Consider the following 19,491-nt stretch of genomic DNA (forward strand, 5'->3'; position numbering starts at 1 on the left):
CTTCGAGCCAACCGGCGCCGGTGCGCGTATCATGACGGCCATGACCAAGGCAGCGGTTGAGGTCACGGGACCCGCCGAGGCGGTGCCGTACTCGGCACTGGATACGGTGTTCTTGGTGGTGGGCGGCGTTTCGGCCGTGTGGCTGACCTCGCTGCTGCTGCAGCTGAGCTTTCAATGGGGCTGGGCCCAGGTCTGGTTCCTCTTCATCTTCTGGGGCCTGCTCGCCTATCTGGTACTCCCCCGGCTGCACCGGATCCTGACCCGGCTTTATGTTCCGAACTACTTCATCGGCCGGGCCCGCACCAGCGACGGGTTGTTGGGCGACCCGGTCAATGTGGCCCTGTTGGGTTCTGAGCCGCAGATTCACGGCGTCATGCAGTCCGCAGAATGGACGCTGGCTGATGACGTGACGCTGGCAAGCAGCCGGCGAATCATTTCCTCCACTCTCCTGCGCCGCAGCTACCTCCAGGCTCCGGTGAGTCCCTTGTTCCTGTTCGGCCGCCAGCAGGACTTTGCCTACCAGCAGGAAGTCGACGGCACCCCGGGCAAGCGGCACCACGTCCGCTTCTGGCGCTGCCCGCCCGGCTGGCTGCTCCCCGGCGGAGTGGCCGTCGACTGGCTAGCCGCCGGCACATATGACCGCAGCGTCGGGCTGTCCCTGTTTACGCTGCAGATCACGCACAAAATCGACGAGCACACTGACGCCGAACGGGACCACGTCGTCGGAGCCATCGTCCAGGCCGACCCCTCGGCCGAGCTCCGCGTGATCCAAGACTTTTCGACCGGATATCACTCGCGCAACGGCGGCGGCGACACCATCATCACCGATGGTGACCTCCCGATCGTCGATCTCAGGAAGACTGCCGCGCCGTCGGCCCAAGCCGCCGGGCTGCCGAGCAACAGCCGGAACAAGCGTCCGGCGGCCACGGTGGTCGGGGCTCTCTTCGTCGGGGCACGCGGCGTGGCGGCTGCCCTGCTGGCCCTGTCCATGTCGCTCTTTCCGGAGGAGCATATGAGCTCGCTGCTGCCACCCGGAACCGGTCCTTTCCTAACGGACGCCCAGCGCGACTTGGGCCTCACCGTCGCCACGGTGGCGGTTGTGGTGTTTGCCCTCGTCGAGGTCCTGCTGTCCTGGTTCGTCTTCCTCGGACGGAACTGGGCCCGGACAGTGGCCATGTCACTCAGTACGGTGGCCATCGGCATGCAGGCGTTCGATGTCTTGAACGGCGGTCCGGACATCAGCCTGCGGTCCAATCTTCCCGGCCTGGCCCTGGACATCCTGCTGATTCTGGCGCTCTCCAGCAAACGGGCCCGCGACTACGCGCTGCGCCCCCACAAGGAAGCCAAGCGGGATTCCGGCCGACCCGGGGGCCGGTCACAGTACTGAACTGCACGGCCCGGGACAGACCTTGACAGCCGCGAAGGAACGGGCGCTAGATAAAAAGGGCGCTAGGCAAAATGGGCGGGATAAGAGGTAGCCGGCGGCGGGCTGTTCACTGCACGATCCAGCACAATTTTTCTGCACGACTTTTTGGCACGACTTTCTTGGCAGACTTTCTTGGCAGAGGAGCGGACATGAGCAACGACTCACATTCGACGGAGCGCACCCACAGCGAAACCCCGGCCGAAGGTGATCCAACCGCTGCACCCTTTGACGACCGGGCCCACTCCCAAGACCCCGCAGAAGGTCCGGACACCGACGAGGAACCAGCCAAATAGGCGAGTTCGCCGGAAACCTGCCCACTCGCCGGAAACTTCCGGCGAGTTGGCAGGTTTCCGGCGATTTCGGCCGCGCGGGGGCCTTTAGCCGCGTCCCCCGTCGCCGGGCGCGTCCTTCCCGGACCAGGCGCTGACCAGCAGCCACACCGACCACACGAGGATGAGGACAATTCCCGCCAGCGTGGGAATGGTGTTCGCCGTGGAGAAGCCTTCAGCCCCGACGATCCAGCCCTGCGCGACGTAGGCCAGCCCGGACAGCGCCATCAGGTAGCCGATCGGCCGGGAGACCCGGCCCGCCCCGACAACCACGGCACCGGTCAGGAGCAGGGCCGCGCCCAGCACGAAGCTCTGGTAGCTGCGCATCCCCCATTCAAGCCACCGGATGCCCTCGGCGGTCGCAAACCGGGCGGTTTTCTCCGGTTCCGTGGCCACGACCCACGCGTCCACGGCGTGCTTGAGGGCAACGCCGTCGACGGCCTGAAGCGCGGCGTAGAGTGCCAGCGCGGTGACCGCCGCCGCCGCGCCCAACCGGGCCGTCCAGGCCAGGGCTCCCTCCGGTGCTTTCAGGACCACCAGCAGGACCAGCAGTCCGGCGATCAGCAGCGCCATGCCGGCGAACTGGGCCAGGTGGACCGCCGTCCAGATGCCGCTGCCGGCGTACTCCAGGAACGTCGCCGGGTGGTCGTTCGCGTTGGCCGTATCGGCGTGGAACAGCCCGGCGACGAGGGAAACGACGAAACCGGCAAACGCCAACGTGGCGGCGAGGCGCAACCCCGACCGGACCGGCGTCCGGCGCGCCGGTTCCGCTGCCGCCACCTGCGGCGGGCCTTGACTGTCTGCTCCGAATTTCTTCATGGGCATCCCCTGCTTAGGTGGAGCGGCTAGTAGTCGATGCGCCTGGCGGACGGCGCCTAGCTCGAGCCCTTCCAGAGCCGCCGCCACCAGGACCGCTGTGGTCCCGGCTCCGGCGGGGCGGCGGCACTCGCGGCGGCAGCCCGGCGTCCCCGCCAGCGCTCCAGTTCGACGTCGACGTCGCGCGTCTTGGTGATCACGGGCGGCCCGCCCTGAAGCTGCCGCCGGGCATCGATGACCCTGGCGTTGAAGTCCTCCACGATCTCACGGACCTGCTTTTCGCCGAACTGGGCATCCAGCCGGGCGTCGAGTTCGGCGTCCTCGGTGCGGAGCAGGATCGCCTTCGGGCCGAGGCCCGAGATGTTCTCCCGCTGGATCAGGCCCTTGACCCACCAGTCCGGGTCATACGCCTCCCCCAAGCCAGGGATGGGCTTGCCGGCGTATTTGAGGTTGTCGAATTTGCCCTGTGCCATGGCGTCGCGGATCAAGTACTCGGCTTTGGCGGCGTCGTCGATCTTGGCGCGCTTTTGCCGCACCTCGTCCTCGGCCGCGTTGAGCTCTTCGTTCTCCTGGGCGGTGCTGCCGGAGGTGCGCACGGCGCGGAGTTCGGCGGCGCGCTCCACCCTGCGCTGGAACGCGCTGCTGGAACCGCCTGCGTTGCGGGCCTCGCCTGTCCCGTTGTTCATCTGGCTCCCCCCTCCTCGTCTGCCGGAATCACGGATCTGTCTTCCAGTATGGGGAACCGCTTTTCGGCAGGAAAGCCCCTCCCGGTCCTTGTGAGGTGGCAGAGACATGACGCTAATACCGTCTTAACCTCGCGTTAACCCCGGCGTGCAACACTGGAGGGACCAGACGAACCTCTTTCACCTTGCCATTCCCAGACCAGCAAACCTCCGAGGAGTCGCAGCCGTGAACAACCAAGAGCACAGTGCAACCCGAACCCCGCAGCCCTACAGCAACGAAGAAGCGCCGCCGGACATGAGCAGCACGCACGTCCGCGAGGATGTGGCGAAGGCGGGCCGTTGCGCCAACGTCCATCTTGCTACCGGGCGGACGTGCACCTTGCCCAAGCGTCACCCGGGCTCGTGCAACTTCGTCGGCCCCGAGGACGCGGAGAGCGTCGCAGTCAAGTAGGAATTAGATAACCGATGACCAGCCGCACTCCGGCTGGTCGATAGGCTCCGACCGCGGCTTGATCAGGCGTGCCCGCGCGCCCTCTCCCTGCTCATGAACGGCGCAGGACACCGGGCCCGTCCCGCAGTTTTGTGTGAGCATTCCATCAGTCCCGGATGCAAGGCCTCCCCCCGTTGTTAGGCTCTTTTTCACGTTGTGCAAAAGATCTAGCTGAGGGAGATCACGTGCAAAGCGACGACCTGCGCGTGCGCGCCACAGAAGTGGTGCGCACCGGAGAACCGGCAGCCGGAGAAGCAGTAACTGCCGTAACCATGCCCACAGGAACTTTGCCGGCACCGCTCGGCGCCACGGCTCTGACCCGTGCCGGCATCGCCGGCTGGGCCGCCAGACTCGGCGCTCCCGGCCCGGAGGCCCCCCGGTCGCGGCGGCTGGCCCATGCGGGCGGTGTCGCGGCCATCACAGCGCTCGTCCTGTATCTGGTGTGGCGTGTCATGTTCACCATGCCGTCCGGGGAATGGAACCTGACCGTGGCCTGGATCCTCGTGACCTTCGAGGCCCTCCCGCTCGCAGGGCTCATCCTGAAGGCCGTGTCCGTCTGGAACATCGACAGCTACCCGCCCGCGCCCGTCACCGAGGCACCCAACGGCATGCGGGTGGCGGTCCTGATCCCCACGTACAACGAGCCCATCGAAGTCCTGACACCCACCGTCGCGGCGGCGTGCGGACTCGCCCCGGATCATGAAACGTGGGTCCTCGACGACGGCGACCGGCCCTGGGTCGAGGAAATGTGCGCCGCGTACGGGGCCCGGTACGTCCGGCGCGACGTTCACGACCACGCCAAGGCCGGCAACATGAACCATGCCCTTGCCCTGATGGCCGCGGAAAAGGCCGCAGGCGGCCCGGGCATCGACATTATTGCCGTGCTGGACTGCGACCACGTGCCACTACCAACGTTCCTGACCGCTACTCTCGGCTGGTTCGAGGACCCCGACGTCGCGCTGATCCAGTGCCCGCAGTCCTTCTACAACGGCGGCGCGTTCGACGACGACGGCATCACCGGCGAGCAGGGCACCTTCTTCAACGTTCTGATGGCCTCGCGCAACGTTCCCGGCGCCGGCCCGTTCTGGTGCGGGTCGACGTCGTTGTTGCGGGTGAGCGCCCTGCAGGAGGTGGGCGGCGTGGCGACGGAGACCATCACCGAGGACATGCACACCACGCTCAAGCTCATCCGGCGCGGCTGGCGGACGGTCTACCACCACCAGAGCCTCGCCGTCGGGCTGGCACCGGCGACGCCGGACCAGTACCTGCTGCAGCGCCGGCGCTGGGGCATGGGTGCGATGCAGATCCTCGTCCACGAGAAGCTGTGGGCGGCGAAGGGCTGGCTGTCCTGGCGGAACTACCACGAGTACCTCAACGGCACGTTGTGGTGGCTGGAGGGCATCGCCACGCTCGTGGCCTTCCTGATTCCGGTGGTGATCATGCTCTCCGGGGCGCAAACGTCCACTGCCGGGCCGATCCTGTTCACCGGCGTCTTCCTGGTAATGTTCAGCGTCCGGCTCTGGGGTTCGAAACAGCTCATGCGCAACGAGATCCATTGGCCTACGGCCTTCGCCCTGCGCATCTTCCGCGTCCCGGTGGGCCTGGCGTGCCTGTGGTGGCTCGTGACCCGGAACGTCCTGGAGTTTCAGGTCACGCCGAAGGGCGCCGCCGACAACCGGCTCCGCGGCCGGACTCCGCGCATCCTGATCGTGATGGTTGTCCTGATCAGCGGCGTCATCCTGTACGCGGCGGCCGGGCTGGCCGGGCTGGTGCCCTGGCGCACTTCCCCCGGGTCCACGGTTTCTTCGGGAGTGTGGCTGGTCCTGGCCGCCGTGGTCCTGGTCCTGGGCACGCGGCGGATCCGGGCCGCCGAATTCGCCACGTCCCGCCGCAACGCGTACCGCATCGAAGTGGCCGCTCCGGTGGAGAGCGACGGCGTCCGCGGCGAACTGCTGGACATCTCCGTCGGCGGCGCCGCCGTGCGGTTCCCGCACGGTACGCTGCCGCCGTCGGGCCTGGTCGCGCTTCGGCTCCCGGAAACAGCGCCGGTCCAGCTGCAGGTGATCAGGACCATCGAGCAGCCGGACGGGACCCAGATCGCGTCCCTGCGGGCGGCTGACGACGACTGGGCGGTCTACCGGGCCCTCTCGTTGTGGATCTTCCACACGCCCGCAGGGGCGTTGCCCGGTTTCCCCGCCGGCGTGCCGGCGGCGGCGTCGCTGCGCGGCCGCTGACGGGGTCACCGGCTAACCCCGGATGCTGAGGTAGATGCCTGTATGGTCCAGGTCTCCGAGTCCCGCCGAGATCATCGCCTGGAACGCCGTCAGCAGGCTCCCGGCCACGGGCAACGTCAGGCCTGCCTCCGCTGCGACCTCGGAGATGAAGCCGAGGTCCTTCAGCTGGTTCTTGGCGGAACCGCCGCCCTCGAAGTCGGCATCGATCCAGCGCTGGCCCTTTTGCCGGAGCACCTCCGAGTTCGCGAGCCCGCCCGCAAGGATGGACTGCACCAGTTCAAGATCCAGCCCGGAGGCTTCGGCCAGGGCCATGGCCTCCGACAGGGCGGTCACGGTTGCGGCAACGACGATCTGGTTGCAGGCCTTGACGGTCGAACCCGCGCCGGTGTCACCGAACCAGGCGACCGTGGAACTGTACAGCCGGAAGAGCGGCGTGAGCTGATCCACGACGTCGCGGGGTCCGCCGACCATCGTGCTGAGCCTGCCCTCTTCGGCGCCGATTGTCCCGCCGCTGAGCGGCGCGTCGATCACGGTGATGCCGTGCGTCTGCAGGCAGTCGGCCGCGAAGGCCGCCACCGCCACGGGCGACACCGTGCCGTGGATGACCAGCACGGGGCTGACGATCCCGGCGGCCTTCCACCCGGCCAGGAGTCCGCCTGTCCCGTGCAGCAGCCGTTCCACGTCGGGAAGGTCCGGCAGCACGGTCAGAACCACCTCGCTGGCTGCGTCCGCCGGGGACGCAGCCACCCTGCCCCCACCAATTGCGTGGGCCTTCGCCGCCGTGCGGTTCCACAGGACCAGCGGCACCTCCGCGGCGAGAATGTTTCGGGCGATTGGAGCGCCCATGGGCCCCGTTCCCAGCAAGGCCACTGACGTGGGCAGTCCAGTGGATTCAACGTCCATTGTTTGGCGTCTCCTGGCTTAGAAGGGAATCAGTCCGGCGAGGGCCGGGAGGAAGGTGCTGAACCAGGGAACCGCGGCCAGCACGAGGAGCCCGATGAACACGGCGATCAGGTACGGCCAGAAGTGTTTGAGGCTGTTTTCCACCGTTTCGCGGGCCGTGGCGCAGGCGACATAGAAGCCGACGCCGGCCGGCGGGGCGAACGAACCGATTCCCATGGCGATGATGAGCACCATGGCGTACTGCACGGGATTGACGCCGAAGTCGGTGGCGATCGGCAGCAGCAGCGGGGCAAAGATGAGGACAGCCGGCAGCCCCTCCAGCAACTGGCCCATGATGATGAGCAGGACGATCGTGAAGAACATGAACAGCACGGGGGAATCCCCGAGTCCGGACATCAGGTCGTGGATCTGCTGCGAGACGCCGGCGAGGGCGAGGGTCTGGGCCAGCGGCGAGGCCGCGGCGATGATGAAGAGCACCATGCCCGCCGTCGTCGTCGTTTCCCGCAGGGTGTCCCCGAGCAGGCGCTTGCTGCCACGGCGGTACGCTGCGGCCAGGATGAACGCGTAAGCGACGGCGACCGAGGAGACTTCCGTCGGCGTTGCGAAGCCGCTCATGATGCCTACCACCATGCCCACGGGCAGGAGCAGGGTGGGCATGGCGAAGAACGTGGCCGAACCGCGGGTACGCCAGCTCGCCTTGGGGCTGGCGACGCCGCCCTGCTTGCGGGCCCGGAAGAAGACGAGCGCCATGACCACCAGCGCAAGGAACGCCGCGGGAACGAATCCGGCCAGGAAGAGCGTGGTGGTGGAAATCGTCGTGATGGAGCCGAGGATCAGCAGCACGATGCTCGGCGGGATGGTTTCGCCCATGATGGCCGATGCCGACAAGACCGCCACCACCTCGCCGCGCGGGTATTTGCGCTCCTCGAGCATGCCGCGCATGGTGGTGCCGACGGCCGCGACGTCAGCGACCTTGGACCCGGAGATGCCGGAGAAGATGTACATGGTGACGACGACAACCTGCAGCAGGCCGCCGCGCAGGTGGCCGATCAGGGCGTCGACGAGCTTGGCCAGGGGCAGGGTCAGGCCGGCGGAGTTCATGACCGTGCCGGCGAGGATGAAGAACGGGATGGCCAGGAGCACGAACCCCTTGGCGCCCGAGGCCATACCGATCGGGATGGCACTGACGTCGGAAATGCCGCCGAGGTACAGGTAGATTCCCGAAGCCAAGGCCAGGACAAAGGCGATGGGGAGGCCGAGGAAAAGCAGCAGGAACAGCACCGCGAGCACCACGCCCAGGAGGACGTTCGGCGACGCGTAGTAGAACAGGGGCGGTGCCAGCACGACGACGGCGACCATCGCCGCGGCGATGCCGGCGGCGGCCAGGACCGGCCGGCGGTCCTGCCGCCGGAGCTTGACGAGGGCGAACCACGCGATGAGCACCATGCCGATAGAGAAGGGCATCGAAACCCAGAAGACGGGCAGCTGCAGGATCGGGGTCTTTTCTTCGATCTGCTGGGCCAGGGTGGGCACGAAGAGGGCGAACGCACCTGCGCTCATGACGAAGACGAGCCAGTCGACCAAGGCGGCCAGGTACGGCTTCCAGGTTGCGGGCAGGCGCATGATGAGGGCCTGCACCGACATGTGGGCACCCTTGGGGTATGCGATCGCTCCGCCGATGAAGGCAATGATCAGGAGTGCAATTTCGGACACTTCCTGGGTCCAGAGCACTGAATCACCGGTGACGACCCGTACCGCGATGTTCAGCAGGATGACGACGAGTTCGGCGAGGATCGCCGCGCCCACGGTCCATTCAAGGGCCTTGTCGAGCCACGCGGCGCCGCTCCAGCCCGGCGGGACGTGACCGTGGTGCAGGATCTCTTCCGCGTCGGACGGAATGACCTCCTCGAGTTCCTCGGGAGCGAGGGTGCGTTTCATGTTCTTCCAGACTGTCGACGTTGAGAGCGGGATGTTGGTGGGAGGGCCGGGGCCCCGCTGGCACCCCGGCCCCGGTGGGATTACTTGGAGGCGGTGAAAGCAACGGCCTCGTCGAAGAATTCCTTGCCGATCAGCTCGGAGAACTGCGGGTAAAGGCTCTTGGAGGTGGCCTTGAACTCTTCAAGGCCGGCGGCGCTGAGCTCGTTGACCTTCATGCCCTTGGCTGTGAGTTCGTCCAGCTGCTTCTTGGACTGCTCTTCGTCGTAGGCGGTCTTGAACGTCGCCGTTTCGGTCGAGGCGTCGGTGAGGGCCTTCTTCTGGGCGTCCGACAGACCGCCCCACTTCTTCGATGACAGGGCGAGGACCCAGGCGTCGTTGATGTGGTTGGTCAGCGACACGTACTTCTGCACCTCGGAGAACTTATTGGTCCACGGCACCTCGATCGGGTTTTCCTGGCCGTTGATCGTTCCCGTCTGCAGCCCCGTGAAGACCTCGGAGAAGGCCATGGTGGTGGGGCTTGCACCCAGCTTCCCGAAGAAGTCGGTCCAGAGTGGATTGCCGGGAACCCGGATCTTCAGTCCCTTCAGGTCCGCCGGCTTCTCGATGGGACGCACCGAGTTGGTGATCTCGCGGCCGGTCCGGGTAAGGAAGGACAATGCCACCGTATCCTTGGCTGCGAGCTTGTCCTTCAACACCTGGCCCGGCTTCCCCGCCAGGAACGCCGCTTCCTCGGTGGTGTCCTTGAAGAGGTAGGGAATGCTGATGCCGTTCATTTCCGGCACCACGGAGGCGTAAACGGAAGTCGAGAGGATGAGGGCGTCGAGTGAGCCGCCCTGCAGGCGCGTGACGGCGGCGTTCTGGTCGCCGCTAAAGCTCGTGCCGTTCGGAACCACCGTGACGATGACCGATCCGTTGGACGTCTTCTTGACCTCGTCGGCGAAGTGCTGGGCGGAAACGCCGACTGACGAGGTGAGCGGATCCGGGATGGACAGCTGGATTTTTGCCGGTGCGCCGCCGGACGCGCCGGGCACTCCGGAGGCGCAGCCGGCCAGGAGCGAGGCGGCCAGGGTGCAGGCCAGCATTCCGGTGAGGGCGCGGGTCTTGGATTTCATGTGATGCCTTTCTTCATTGGAAGGAGTCTGGTTCCGGAGGCGTGAAGTTCATTGCCGCGCCCGGGTAAGTGTGCGAAGAGCGTCAGGCAGTGAGAGCGGATTCCGCGACGAGCGCTTCGGTTTCGCGTCGGAGCTCAAGGGCCTGGGACAGGGAGTCATCAATGATGACATCGTCCCAGCCAACAATGTCGCCCTTGGCTACATCGTTACGCAGTTCCACGTGGTGGGCGAGCGCCACCGGTAGGGCGCCGGTTGCGACGGAGTGCCTGGCCGAAACCAGCTTGCCCCAGACCGTGTACCCGCCCTCGCCGTCGAGGAATTCACCGGCTTTGAGGTCCTTCTTCGCGGTCGCGACGACGTCACCAAAGAACCCGACGGGCGAACCCGTGGAGATCCCCCGAAGTACCGCGTTGGCGATGGACATGTTCAGCTCCAAGCCCACGTAGTGGTACGGGCGGTACAGGGCTGCATACTGGCCGCTGGGGTCCGGGTGCCACGGGTACTCATTGAAGCAGCCGGAAACGTAGTCGTTCGTGGCCTTGACGACGACGAACACGCCTTCCTGGGTGTTGTGAGGGATCCAGGTGCCGTCGCGGTTGACGCTGGACATGACGTCGACGCTGCCTTCGTGGGCGAGGGCTCCCCCGACGTCGGCCGGGCGGCAGATCGTGGCGATTTCTTCGACGTCGCCGGGGGTGAAGCTCAGCCCGTTGTCAGAGGGCACCAGTCCCGCGCCGTTTGCGACGGCGGCCATCTCGATGGAAGCCTTGGTGCCGTCACGGAACGAGGTGTGCATGTTGGGGTTCAGCTGGCCGGAGTCGGTGAGCTCCTTGGAGAATTCCCAGTTCTCCCAAACGTTGTCCGGGTTCATCTCGTGGTAGTGCTCAAGGTACTTGGCACCCTTGCCGGCACAGACGACGTCGAAGCCGCTGGTGCGGGCCCAGTCGACGAGTTCCATGATGAGGGCCGGCTGGTCGCCGTAGGCCATCGAGTAGACCACACCGGCGGCTTCCGCACGCCTGGCCAGGGCGGGCCCTGCCAAGGCGTCGGCTTCGACGGTGACCATGATGATGTGCTTCTTAGTTTCAATGGCACGCAGAGCGTGCTTCACACCGACGATGGGGTTGCCGGTGGCTTCTACGATGACGTCGATGTCGACATCAAAGAGCTCGTCCGCGTTGGCCACGATTGTCGTGGAGCGGTCCCGGAGGGCGGTGGCGATGTCCGGCGCGATCTGGTTTTTGGGCCAGCCGACGAGATCGAAGGCGCCTTCTGCGCGCTTGACGTTGATGTCCGCGATGGCCACGACATGGATGCCCGGGATGTTGTTGGCCTGGGCCAGGTACATGGTGCCGTAACGGCCGGCTCCGATGAGGCCAACGCGGATGGGGCGGCCTTCCTGTTCACGGTCGCTGAGGAGTTTGTGAAGGTTCACTGGAGTCTCTCTGATAGGTGTGCGATACGAAGAGACGCCCGCCCGCTGCAGCGGATGGCACAACTTCTTTGTCGCGGTGCGGCTGAAAAATTACCCGGAGTGGAACCGGTTCCACTTTTGTACCACCCGGTGCTAAGCTGTGTCAACGACTCCGACACATGGTCTTCCGCCCGCTCACGGCGGCTAGCACGGAGGCGCTGTGTCCCACTAGTGCTAGTGATTTCCTCAAGGAGGAGCGGTGAAGAAGGCCCCAACCATTCGCGATGTCGCGGCGGCTGCGGGAGTCTCGGTCTCCGTGGTCTCCCGAGTCCTGAATCCGGACTCCGGGCCCGTCGCATCGGCGAAACGGCAGGAAGTCCTCAGGGTCATTGATGAGCTGGGCTACCGTCCACGGGCGGCGGCCCGCGAGCTCAGCGCAGGCCATGCACTGACCATCGGACTGGTGGTCACGGACCTCTCCAACCCGTTCTTCGCACGCCTGGCTGACCGCATCGTGTGGGAGGCACGGAGCCACGGGGTCCAGGTGGTCCTGATGACCACCCAGGAGGACCCGCACCTGGAAGCCGAATCGCTGGATACGCTGCTGGACCGGTCCGTCAGCGGGGTCATCGCCACCCCCACGGGCGGGAACATTGAGAAGTGGGCGCGCCTGCAGGACCTCGGCGTGAACGTGGTGTTTGTTGACCGCACCATCGAGGAACTCGGCGATGCCGACGTCGTCAGCATTGAAAACTTCGATTCCGCCCGGCGCTCCACGGAGTACCTGATCGGTTTGGGCCACACCCGGGTGGCCCTGGTTACCGGACCGCGGAGCACGTCCACGGGCCGAGCCAGGATCAGCGGCTACACCGCGGCACACCAGAGCGAGTCCCTGCCGATTGACCACCAACTGATCCGCGATGTGCCTTTCCGCGGGGACGCCGGCGGCGACGCCGTCGGCTCCCTGCTCGCACTGCCGCAGCCACCGACGGCCCTGATCGTGGCCAACACTGCCCAAGTGCAGAGTTCGGTCCGACGGCTGGTCCAGAAGGGTGTCAGGATTCCGGACGACCTCTCCGTGATCGTCTTCGATGACAATCCGTGGACAGAGCTCATGTCACCGCCGCTTAGCGTGATCCGCCAGCCGCTGGACATGCTCGCCGTCCATGCGCTGGAACTGGTGCTCGGGCGGATGCAGGGCAAGTTTCCCGAAGGCCCGCGACTCATCGAGGTCAAGGCCGACTTCCTGCCCCGCAACAGCTGCGCCCCGCTCGCTCTTGCCCACACCACTACCCACTAAGGAAAAACCATGCCCGTCGTCGTCACCGCCATGTTCACCCCCAAAGAGGGATCCTTCGACGAGGTCGTCGCGGCCCTCTCCCCGGCCATTGCCGAGGTCCACGAGGAACCGGGCTGCCTCCTCTACGCCATCCACGAGACCCCCGAGGGGCAGATCCTCATGATCGAGAAGTGGGAGTCCGCAGAACTGCTCGACGCCCATGGCGCAGGCGAACCGGTCAAGCGGCTCAACGCCTCCCTGGAGGGGCTGCTCCAGCGCCCGGTCGAAGTGGCGCGCCACGAGCCGATCCTCGCCGGGACCCCGGACCAGGGCGCCCTCTAGCCACGTTCCACACGACGACGACGGCGGCGGCCTCCCGCCGTCGTCGTCGCGTTCTGCTTAAAGTGACACAATTTTCTGCGGGGCGCTTCACGCAATTTTCGAGGCGCTTCGCGAGCGGTCAGGAACCTTCCTCGGGCCTGCCCGCGTCCTCGGCCTCACTGCCTTGAACATCCTCTTCCGGCTCGAAACTGGATTTTCCAGGAGTCGACGTCGCCCAGACGCCGTCCTTCGATTTAGGTATCGTGCTGCCGCTTCCCGGTGTGCCGCGCTCGGGGTCCTGCCCTGCCGGATCCGCTTGGTCCTTGCCCATGGCCGTACCTTTCCTCCGTCCGATGGCAGTCAGTGTACGCCCGCAGCCCGCATCGCGCCCGCGCGTCATTTACACTGTCCGGCGACGGGGCTACATTGGTGGTCCCGGTCCATGGAGTCACCGGCCGGCGAGAACCATCCCACACATTCAGCACACAGCGACGAGGCTGCGCGGCGGGTGCAGCCGGCAAGGATGAGACCATGAGCCCCACACCAAAGCAGCCGATCACCGATGACAGCATCAAGGTACGCCAGCTCAGCCACTACCAGTTCAGCTGGATTGCCGGAGACGCAGGCAACCCTGGAACGTGGACGCTGCAACTCGTTCTGGACGAAGGCGCGTGGGAGGAAGTCCTCACTATCGACGCCGACGACGCGGACAACCTGCAGGATCTCCTGTCCACCGCGGACACCGTCTTCTACGACGTCAGCCGGCAAACCCTGATGTTCGGGACTACCCCCGTCGGCCACGCCTGACCGGCTCCGGCACCGCAGCCTCGCCGGAGATCTGGCACCCCCCTAGCCCAAACCCGGCACAGCCGATATAGTAAGCATGCTGACGAATTGAGCTTTCGTCGCAACCGGTCCTACTTTTGAAGGAGAAGTTGTGAGTACAAAGGTGGAAAAGCGCGTTCTCGTTAATGTTCCCGTGAGCGTGGCCTACAACCAATGGACGCAGTTTGAGGATTTTCCCCGGTTCATGGGAGGCGTGAAGAGCGTGACCCAGCTCAGCGATAATCGGCTGGAGTGGGTCGCCGAAATTGCCGGCGTGCGCCGGCGCTGGGAAGCGAAGATTTTGGAGCAGGTCCCGGACCGCAAGGTGTCCTGGGCGGCCACCGAGGGCGCAACCAATGCGGGCTCGGTGGAGTTTGAGGATCTCGGCGGCGGCCAAACGTCCGTGCTGCTGGTCCTCGAGTACGAACCTGAAGGCATCGTGGAGACCATCGGCGACAAACTCAACGTGGTGGAGAAACAGGCCGAGGGTGACCTCGAGCGGTTCAAGGCTTTCATCGAGGACGAGGGTTACGCGACCGGAGCCTGGCGCGGGACCGTGAGCGAGGGCGCTCCAACGGGAACCCCCGGCGTGGAGGACGCCGCTGCTTCCCGTGGTGACAAGGGCAAGGCCGGGGTATCCGGTAAAGTCGCCGCCGGCGTCGGCCTAGCTGCCGCCGCGGCAGTCGGAGGAGCCGCAGCCGCTGCAAGCAAGGGCAAGAGCGAGGACACGGCAACCACCGACCTGCCGGGACCCACCACCGGAACGCCGGTGCCGGTCCAGCCGGTGACCACAGAGCCGATGGTCCCCAGGGGTTCCGAACCCTTCGACCAGACCAACGGCCTGGTCGACACCGAGGGCGACACCGACGGCCTGGCCGCCAACGACACCCGGAGCGCGGCCGAGCGGGAGGCTGACGAAGCCCGCGGTGAGGGCGGACTGCCGCCTATCCCGCCGACGGCGCCGGGCGTCCACTAGGACCAGGCACCGACCTGAGCCGGACAGCCCGAGGGCACCCGGCCGGCAGCAAGGAGCCCCTGACTTTACGTCGGGGGCTTCCTTGCTGCGCGCCCCGCGTGTGCCACTTCGGCCGCAGCCACCTCGGCCGGGGTTTACGTCGGCTGCGGTTTACGTCGGCTGAGGTTTACGTCGGCTGAGGTTCCGTGTTCGACGCGCCGGGCGCGGCGTTGGCCAGATCAGCCCGGGCCCGCTGCCGGCGGCTGGCCAGCAGGAACGGCACCGCGGCCAGCTCAATCACGCCGCTGATCGCGAGCGAGGCGGCGTAGCCGTAAAGGTCGGCTGCCCGGCCGAGCAGGGGCTGCACCACCACGCCGCCACTGGACCCCATGAGCGAGTCGAAGCTGAGCACGGTTGCCCGCTGCTTGGAGGCGATCATGTCATTCAGGTAAGCCTGCCGCACCGGCATAGCCGCCGAGTAGACCAGCGCCCAGAGCGCCAGCAGCACCAGCGCCACCCAGAACCCCCGCGTAATCCCGAGCAGCACCAGGATGGATGCGCTCAGCATGCTGCAGGCGATCATCACGGTGGTGCGTTTGCGGACTAGGCCGCGGACGTGCGGTGCCAGCCAGCCGCCCAACACCTGCGCTCCGGCGACGATCGCCGCCGCGAGGCCTGCCACAGAATAGGCGCGGGGGTCGCCGAAGAGCTCGAGCAGGTACGGCTGCAGGGCATAAAACACGTAGATCGCGACGCCGGCGCTGAACGGCGCGGCCAGCATCACGTAACGGACCGGCGGGTTCTTCAGGCCGTTCTCAATCGACGCCGATAGTACGGCGCGGGTTGCCCGGAGGGGGTGGGCCGAGCGTTCGGGGGTGAAGCCTACGTCGTGCATAAGCCCAAAGGCCACGATGAACATGGCCACCAACACACCCACCCGCAGCAAGAACGGCACGCCGAGGTTGGTCGCCTGGGCGATCACGCCGCCGGCCACCGAGCCGGCCAGCATCGCGACGCCGGACACCATCTGCCCGCGCCCGAGCACCGACTCGAGCCCGCCCTCATACCCCGAGAAGGTCAATGCGTCGACCAGCCAGGCCTCCACCGCACCGGAAAAGAAGGTGAAGCCGAGGCCGAGCAGCACGGACACAACAGCCCAGGACCAGAACGGGGCGGAAAGCTGCCAGAGCAGGTAGTAGAGATAGGTCGCCCCGGCCAGTGTCACGGTGCCCAGCAGGAACGAAACCCGGCGCCCCCAACCGTCGGCAACCACTCCGGTGGGCACCTCGAACAGCACCATGCCGGCGGTAAAGAAGGCGTTCGCGGCAAAGGCCTCGAGGTTGCTCAGGCCCGCATCCAACAGGAAGAGCGTGTTGATGCCCCAGATGAACGAGGCCGCAAGGGTATTGCCCAGCGTCAACGTCAGATAGATGCGCTGAATCTTCCGGGCGGCGGCGTTCATCGGTTCGCCGTCCCCGCCGGAGCGAAGGGGCCGCACGAGTCCATTCTCGCCCCGTCGGTGCGCGTGTGCCAGAGCAGGCCTCTGCCCCTGGTTGCCCTATCAGTCCTGGTCGTCATCCGGCCCTGATAACCGCCATTAGTGATAGCGCAACGGGTGATTGGCTGCGGCGGCTACTCCCCGGTTTCTCCGTCCAGGGCTTCGCGCAGGAGATCGGCATGACCGTTGTGCCGGGCGTACTCCTCGATCATGTGGCACAGGATCCAGCGCAGGCTCGGTGCAGTGCCATCGGGCCAGGCACCCCGGGCCAGCTGGTCCAGGCCGCCGCTGGCCAGGGCCTCCGCGACCCGGCCCCGGGACCGGTCGACGGCGTCTTCCCACAGGGTGCGCAGCTGTTCAGGGGTGTCGTGGGCGGCGGAATGCCACTCCCACTCCGGATCGGCCTTCCAGTCCACCGCGTCGAACGGCGGCTCGCGGTGCAGGCCGTGCAGGGCCCGGGAGAACCATTCGCTCTCCACATAGGCCAGATGCTTGAGCAGTCCGCCCAGTGTCATGGTTGACGCCGCGGCAGTGGCCGCGAGGGCTGCCGCATCCAGTCCGGCACACTTCCACGCCAGGGTAGAGCGCTGGTAGTCCAGGAAGCCCAAGAGGGTTGCGGTTTCGTCGGCAGCGATGGGCGGCTCCGTGCGTCCCTGATCGTCCACAGTTGTCATGCGCGTGAGTCTACCCACGCGGCTGCTGGTCGGAGTAGACCCCGCTGCCCCTCCGCCGACGTCGCCGGAAACCTGCCGAGGCCGCCGGAAACTTCCGGCGAATGGGCACGTTTCCGGCGATTTCGACGACCGCGCGCGGGACGGGCCGCGCTCACGCCGCCGACGCCGCGCGGGCCGCTGCGGTTCGCCCGGCCGGATGGATCCGTTCGGTCAACACCGCGCGCCGGTGGATGACGAATTCGGCCACCGCCACGTTGATCACCCAGGCTGAGCCCAGGAGGATCGCCCGGGTCAGCTCGTCGGGCGGCCCCACCAACAGCATCCAGGGCAGGCTCACCAGCGCCTGCGTTCCCGCTGCCACGCCGATCGCGTAGCCGCGGGTCATCCATGCGCTGTGTCGCACGAAGTCCCGCCGCACGATCGTGACGACGCCCAGGATCAGGCTCGCCAGCATCGCCGAACCGAAGACCATCCGCAGGACGAACAGCACCGGCCCGTCACCGGCAGGGAGCGGGTAGAAGGCCGCCATCCACAAACCGGACAGTGCGGCGAGCAGGCCGGCGGGCACCAGGACACGTCCGGCAATGCGGTGCCAGCCGCGCCGGCCGCGCAGGGAGGGCACGAACTGGAACGCCCCGAGCAGGCAGTAGATGGTGACGCTGACAATGTGCGTCACCACGGGGACAGGCGAGGCGAAGAACCGTGCGTTCTGCGGCGTGACGGCGGCGCCGCCGGTCAGTTCGGTCATCCGCGCCGCGCCCGCAATCACCGGGATGAGGCTGAGGAGGATCAAGCCTGCGGGCACGGGCCACTGGGCCCGGCGACGGCGGCGCGGTGCGGAAACGGTGCTGGTGGCTGTTGTCACGGCATGGTCCTCGTCTGATCTCCGGAAATGCCCGGGATGCCTGGTGTACGGCGTACACCGTTGTCCCTAAGCTAGGTGTACGGCGTACACTTGTCAATAGGTAGATGCTAGGGAAGGGCGGCCGGATGACCCAGCAGGCGCAGCGCGCGCGCAGGACTCCCCTGAGCCGGGACCGCGTGCTGGATGCCGCCGTCGCACTCGCCGATGAGGTGGGCATCGAGGCGCTCAGCATGCGCCGGCTGGCACATGAGCTCGGTGTTGTGCCGATGGCGCTCTACAAGCACGTCGCCAACAAGGAAGAACTCCTCGACGGCATGGTAGACGCCCTGGTCAGCGAAATCGCTCCCCCTGTCAGCGGCGCCGGCTGGAAAGATGCCGTACGGCTTAGGGTGCTTTCGGCACGTAGGGCCCTACTGCGGCACCCGTGGGCCCGGCAGGTACTGGAAACACGAACCAACAAGACGCCGGCGGTCCTTGGATACATGGATTCCTTCATCGGGATGTTCCTGGCGGGAGGGTTTTCCGTCGACCTGACGCACCATGTCATGCACGCCCTCGGCAGCCGCATGTGGGGGTTCACCCAGGAACTTTTCGACGACCCCGCCGGCGGGTCGCCGGCGCCCCAGCCGGTCCCGCCTCCGGAGGCCCAGGCGGTCATGTTCAAGGAGATGGCGGAGCGGTACCCGAACATTCTGCAGGTGGCCATGGCCTCGGCCCACGACGATGATTCGGTGGTCGGACAGGGCTGCGACGACCAGTTCGAGTTCGAATTCGCCTTGGACCTGCTGCTGGACGGCTTCGAGGGGCTTCATACGGGAAACTGGAGCTCCCGGAACGGCCGGCACCAGGCGAAACGGTGAAGAGTGCGCTACTCCTCGAGAAACCGCAGCAGGTAGGGAAGCGCATGACGCATCGCCCGCATATCCCCGGCGCTCGAGGCCAGTTCGCCGAGGTAATCGCCGTGGCCGCCCGGCACAATCAGAAGGCGCGCGCCGGGGATGGCCCGGAACATCCGTACTGAGTGTTCGGGACTCACCACATCGCTGTCCGCGCTCAACACCAGCGTGGGGGTGTCGATCCTCCCGAGGTCCTCGTCCGACCAGCCGGGGAAGCCCAGAATCCGCTGGCGATCAAGCTCGAACAGCCGCTCAAGGTGCCCCGGATCCGGGTTGAGCCGGCGGTCGGCGGCCTTGTAAGCGTCTGGCATGTCCTCAAGGGTGGCCTTCGCCATGCCTTCCCAGAATTCCTCGGTGACGGCGTCACGGGCGAAGAAGGTCGAGGCGGCGATGAGGTGCCGGACGGCGGCCGGGTACTGCATGGCCAGGGCGAGGGCGGTGTGGCCGCCCGCACTAAACCCAAGGACATCGACGGACGCCACATTCAGTTCTTCCAGCACGGCCATGACGTCCTGTGCCGAGCTTTCGGCGGTGAGCGGACGGCTGGTTGCTGCGGTGCGCCCGTGGCCCTCCTCGTCGACGGCGATCACCTGGCGGCTTTCGGCCAACAGGAGCGGGATGAGTCCGGCGAAGTTCGTCTCGATGGTCGACCCACCGCCCGGGATCAGCAGCAGCGGCGCCTGGTCGGCCAGCGCGTGGCCGTGGACCTCGTAGTACATCCGAAGGTCGCCGTTCGATGCGTAGCCGTGGGTGAACGTCACACGGCATCTTAACGCCGGCACGGGCCGGGCGGCTAGGGTCTTCCGGACACTGTGAATGCGAGCGGACGACGG

Annotated in this window: 20 protein-coding genes; 9 read left to right on the forward strand and 11 right to left on the reverse strand. The window is 66.6% G+C overall.

Annotated features, from left to right (window positions below; translation table 11 throughout):
* The first annotated feature begins 40 nt into the window (after nt 1-40).
* Together BM372_RS03420 and BM372_RS20590 are read left to right on the forward strand one after the other, a co-directional pair.
* Nucleotides 41-1,387 carry an LssY C-terminal domain-containing protein gene (locus BM372_RS03420; RefSeq protein WP_256214012.1) on the forward strand — a complete coding sequence of 449 codons (1,347 nt, stop codon included), beginning with the start codon at nt 41-43 and terminating at the stop codon, nt 1,385-1,387.
* Between the two features lie 188 nt (nt 1,388-1,575).
* The gene (locus tag BM372_RS20590; protein WP_177235862.1) at nt 1,576-1,719 is read left to right on the forward strand and encodes a hypothetical protein; all 144 of its coding nucleotides are present in this window, start codon (nt 1,576-1,578) and stop codon (nt 1,717-1,719) included.
* Between the two features lie 84 nt (nt 1,720-1,803).
* Here the strand turns inward: BM372_RS20590 and BM372_RS03425 are convergent, their stop codons facing one another.
* Nucleotides 1,804-2,574 carry a DUF4386 family protein gene (locus BM372_RS03425; RefSeq protein WP_090951797.1) on the reverse strand — a complete coding sequence of 257 codons (771 nt, stop codon included), beginning with the start codon at nt 2,572-2,574 and terminating at the stop codon, nt 1,804-1,806.
* A 56-nt stretch (nt 2,575-2,630) separates the two neighbouring features.
* A complete protein-coding gene (locus tag BM372_RS03430; RefSeq protein WP_090951800.1) occupies nt 2,631-3,257 on the reverse strand; it encodes a DnaJ family domain-containing protein in 627 nt (208 codons plus the stop codon).
* Nucleotides 3,258-3,480: 223 nt separating this feature from the next.
* Here BM372_RS03430 and BM372_RS03435 point away from each other — a divergent pair, with 223 nt between their 5' ends.
* Nucleotides 3,481-3,705 carry a hypothetical protein gene (locus BM372_RS03435; RefSeq protein ID WP_090951802.1) on the forward strand — a complete coding sequence of 75 codons (225 nt, stop codon included), beginning with the start codon at nt 3,481-3,483 and terminating at the stop codon, nt 3,703-3,705.
* A gap of 224 nt (nt 3,706-3,929) precedes the next feature.
* Entirely contained in the window at nt 3,930-5,978 is a 2,049-nt protein-coding gene (locus tag BM372_RS03440; RefSeq protein ID WP_177235863.1) for a glycosyltransferase family 2 protein, read from the forward strand.
* A gap of 12 nt (nt 5,979-5,990) precedes the next feature.
* Here BM372_RS03440 and BM372_RS03445 read toward each other — a convergent pair whose 3' ends face one another.
* The 4 genes from BM372_RS03445 to BM372_RS03460 form a co-directional block, all read right to left on the reverse strand.
* Entirely contained in the window at nt 5,991-6,881 is an 891-nt protein-coding gene (locus tag BM372_RS03445) for an NAD(P)-dependent oxidoreductase (RefSeq protein WP_090951811.1), read from the reverse strand.
* An 18-nt stretch (nt 6,882-6,899) separates the two neighbouring features.
* Nucleotides 6,900-8,819 carry a TRAP transporter large permease gene (locus BM372_RS03450; protein WP_090951814.1) on the reverse strand — a complete coding sequence of 640 codons (1,920 nt, stop codon included), beginning with the start codon at nt 8,817-8,819 and terminating at the stop codon, nt 6,900-6,902.
* Nucleotides 8,820-8,899: 80 nt separating this feature from the next.
* On the reverse strand, nt 8,900-9,931 hold the full coding sequence (locus tag BM372_RS03455; protein ID WP_090951817.1) for a DctP family TRAP transporter solute-binding subunit: 1,032 nt from the start codon (nt 9,929-9,931) through the stop codon (nt 8,900-8,902).
* An 82-nt stretch (nt 9,932-10,013) separates the two neighbouring features.
* On the reverse strand, nt 10,014-11,366 hold the full coding sequence (locus tag BM372_RS03460; RefSeq protein ID WP_090951821.1) for an NAD(P)H-dependent oxidoreductase: 1,353 nt from the start codon (nt 11,364-11,366) through the stop codon (nt 10,014-10,016).
* 238 nt (nt 11,367-11,604) lie between these two features.
* On the opposite strand from BM372_RS03460, the gene BM372_RS03465 reads away from it, so the two are divergent.
* On the forward strand, nt 11,605-12,645 hold the full coding sequence (locus tag BM372_RS03465; protein WP_090951824.1) for a LacI family DNA-binding transcriptional regulator: 1,041 nt from the start codon (nt 11,605-11,607) through the stop codon (nt 12,643-12,645).
* A gap of 9 nt (nt 12,646-12,654) precedes the next feature.
* The gene (locus BM372_RS03470) at nt 12,655-12,966 is read left to right on the forward strand and encodes a putative quinol monooxygenase (RefSeq protein ID WP_090951827.1); all 312 of its coding nucleotides are present in this window, start codon (nt 12,655-12,657) and stop codon (nt 12,964-12,966) included.
* 118 nt (nt 12,967-13,084) lie between these two features.
* Here BM372_RS03470 and BM372_RS03475 read toward each other — a convergent pair whose 3' ends face one another.
* A complete protein-coding gene (locus BM372_RS03475) occupies nt 13,085-13,276 on the reverse strand; it encodes a hypothetical protein (RefSeq protein ID WP_090951832.1) in 192 nt (63 codons plus the stop codon).
* Between the two features lie 200 nt (nt 13,277-13,476).
* Between BM372_RS03475 and BM372_RS03480 the strand changes: the two genes are divergently transcribed.
* The gene (locus tag BM372_RS03480; RefSeq protein WP_090951836.1) at nt 13,477-13,752 is read left to right on the forward strand and encodes a hypothetical protein; all 276 of its coding nucleotides are present in this window, start codon (nt 13,477-13,479) and stop codon (nt 13,750-13,752) included.
* 130 nt (nt 13,753-13,882) lie between these two features.
* Nucleotides 13,883-14,746: an SRPBCC family protein gene (locus BM372_RS03485; protein ID WP_090951839.1), complete on the forward strand. Its 864-nt coding sequence runs from the start codon at nt 13,883-13,885 to the stop codon at nt 14,744-14,746.
* Between the two features lie 166 nt (nt 14,747-14,912).
* Here the strand turns inward: BM372_RS03485 and BM372_RS03490 are convergent, their stop codons facing one another.
* The 3 genes from BM372_RS03490 to BM372_RS03500 form a co-directional block, all read right to left on the reverse strand.
* A complete protein-coding gene (locus BM372_RS03490) occupies nt 14,913-16,187 on the reverse strand; it encodes an MFS transporter (RefSeq protein WP_177235898.1) in 1,275 nt (424 codons plus the stop codon).
* A gap of 170 nt (nt 16,188-16,357) precedes the next feature.
* Complete coding sequence (locus tag BM372_RS03495; protein WP_090951846.1) at nt 16,358-16,897, reverse strand: DinB family protein; 540 nt, start codon at nt 16,895-16,897, stop codon at nt 16,358-16,360.
* Between the two features lie 151 nt (nt 16,898-17,048).
* Complete coding sequence (locus tag BM372_RS03500) at nt 17,049-17,762, reverse strand: DUF2306 domain-containing protein (RefSeq protein ID WP_256214013.1); 714 nt, start codon at nt 17,760-17,762, stop codon at nt 17,049-17,051.
* Nucleotides 17,763-17,887: 125 nt separating this feature from the next.
* Here BM372_RS03500 and BM372_RS03505 point away from each other — a divergent pair, with 125 nt between their 5' ends.
* Entirely contained in the window at nt 17,888-18,622 is a 735-nt protein-coding gene (locus BM372_RS03505) for a TetR/AcrR family transcriptional regulator (RefSeq protein ID WP_090951850.1), read from the forward strand.
* An 8-nt stretch (nt 18,623-18,630) separates the two neighbouring features.
* Here BM372_RS03505 and BM372_RS03510 read toward each other — a convergent pair whose 3' ends face one another.
* Nucleotides 18,631-19,419 (reverse strand): alpha/beta fold hydrolase, encoded by a 789-nt coding sequence (locus tag BM372_RS03510; RefSeq protein ID WP_256214014.1) that lies wholly within the window; start codon nt 19,417-19,419, stop codon nt 18,631-18,633.
* Nucleotides 19,420-19,491: the final 72 nt, after the last annotated feature.

The sequence above is a fragment of the Arthrobacter sp. ov118 genome (assembly GCF_900116495.1).
GTDB lineage: Bacteria > Actinomycetota > Actinomycetes > Actinomycetales > Micrococcaceae > Arthrobacter.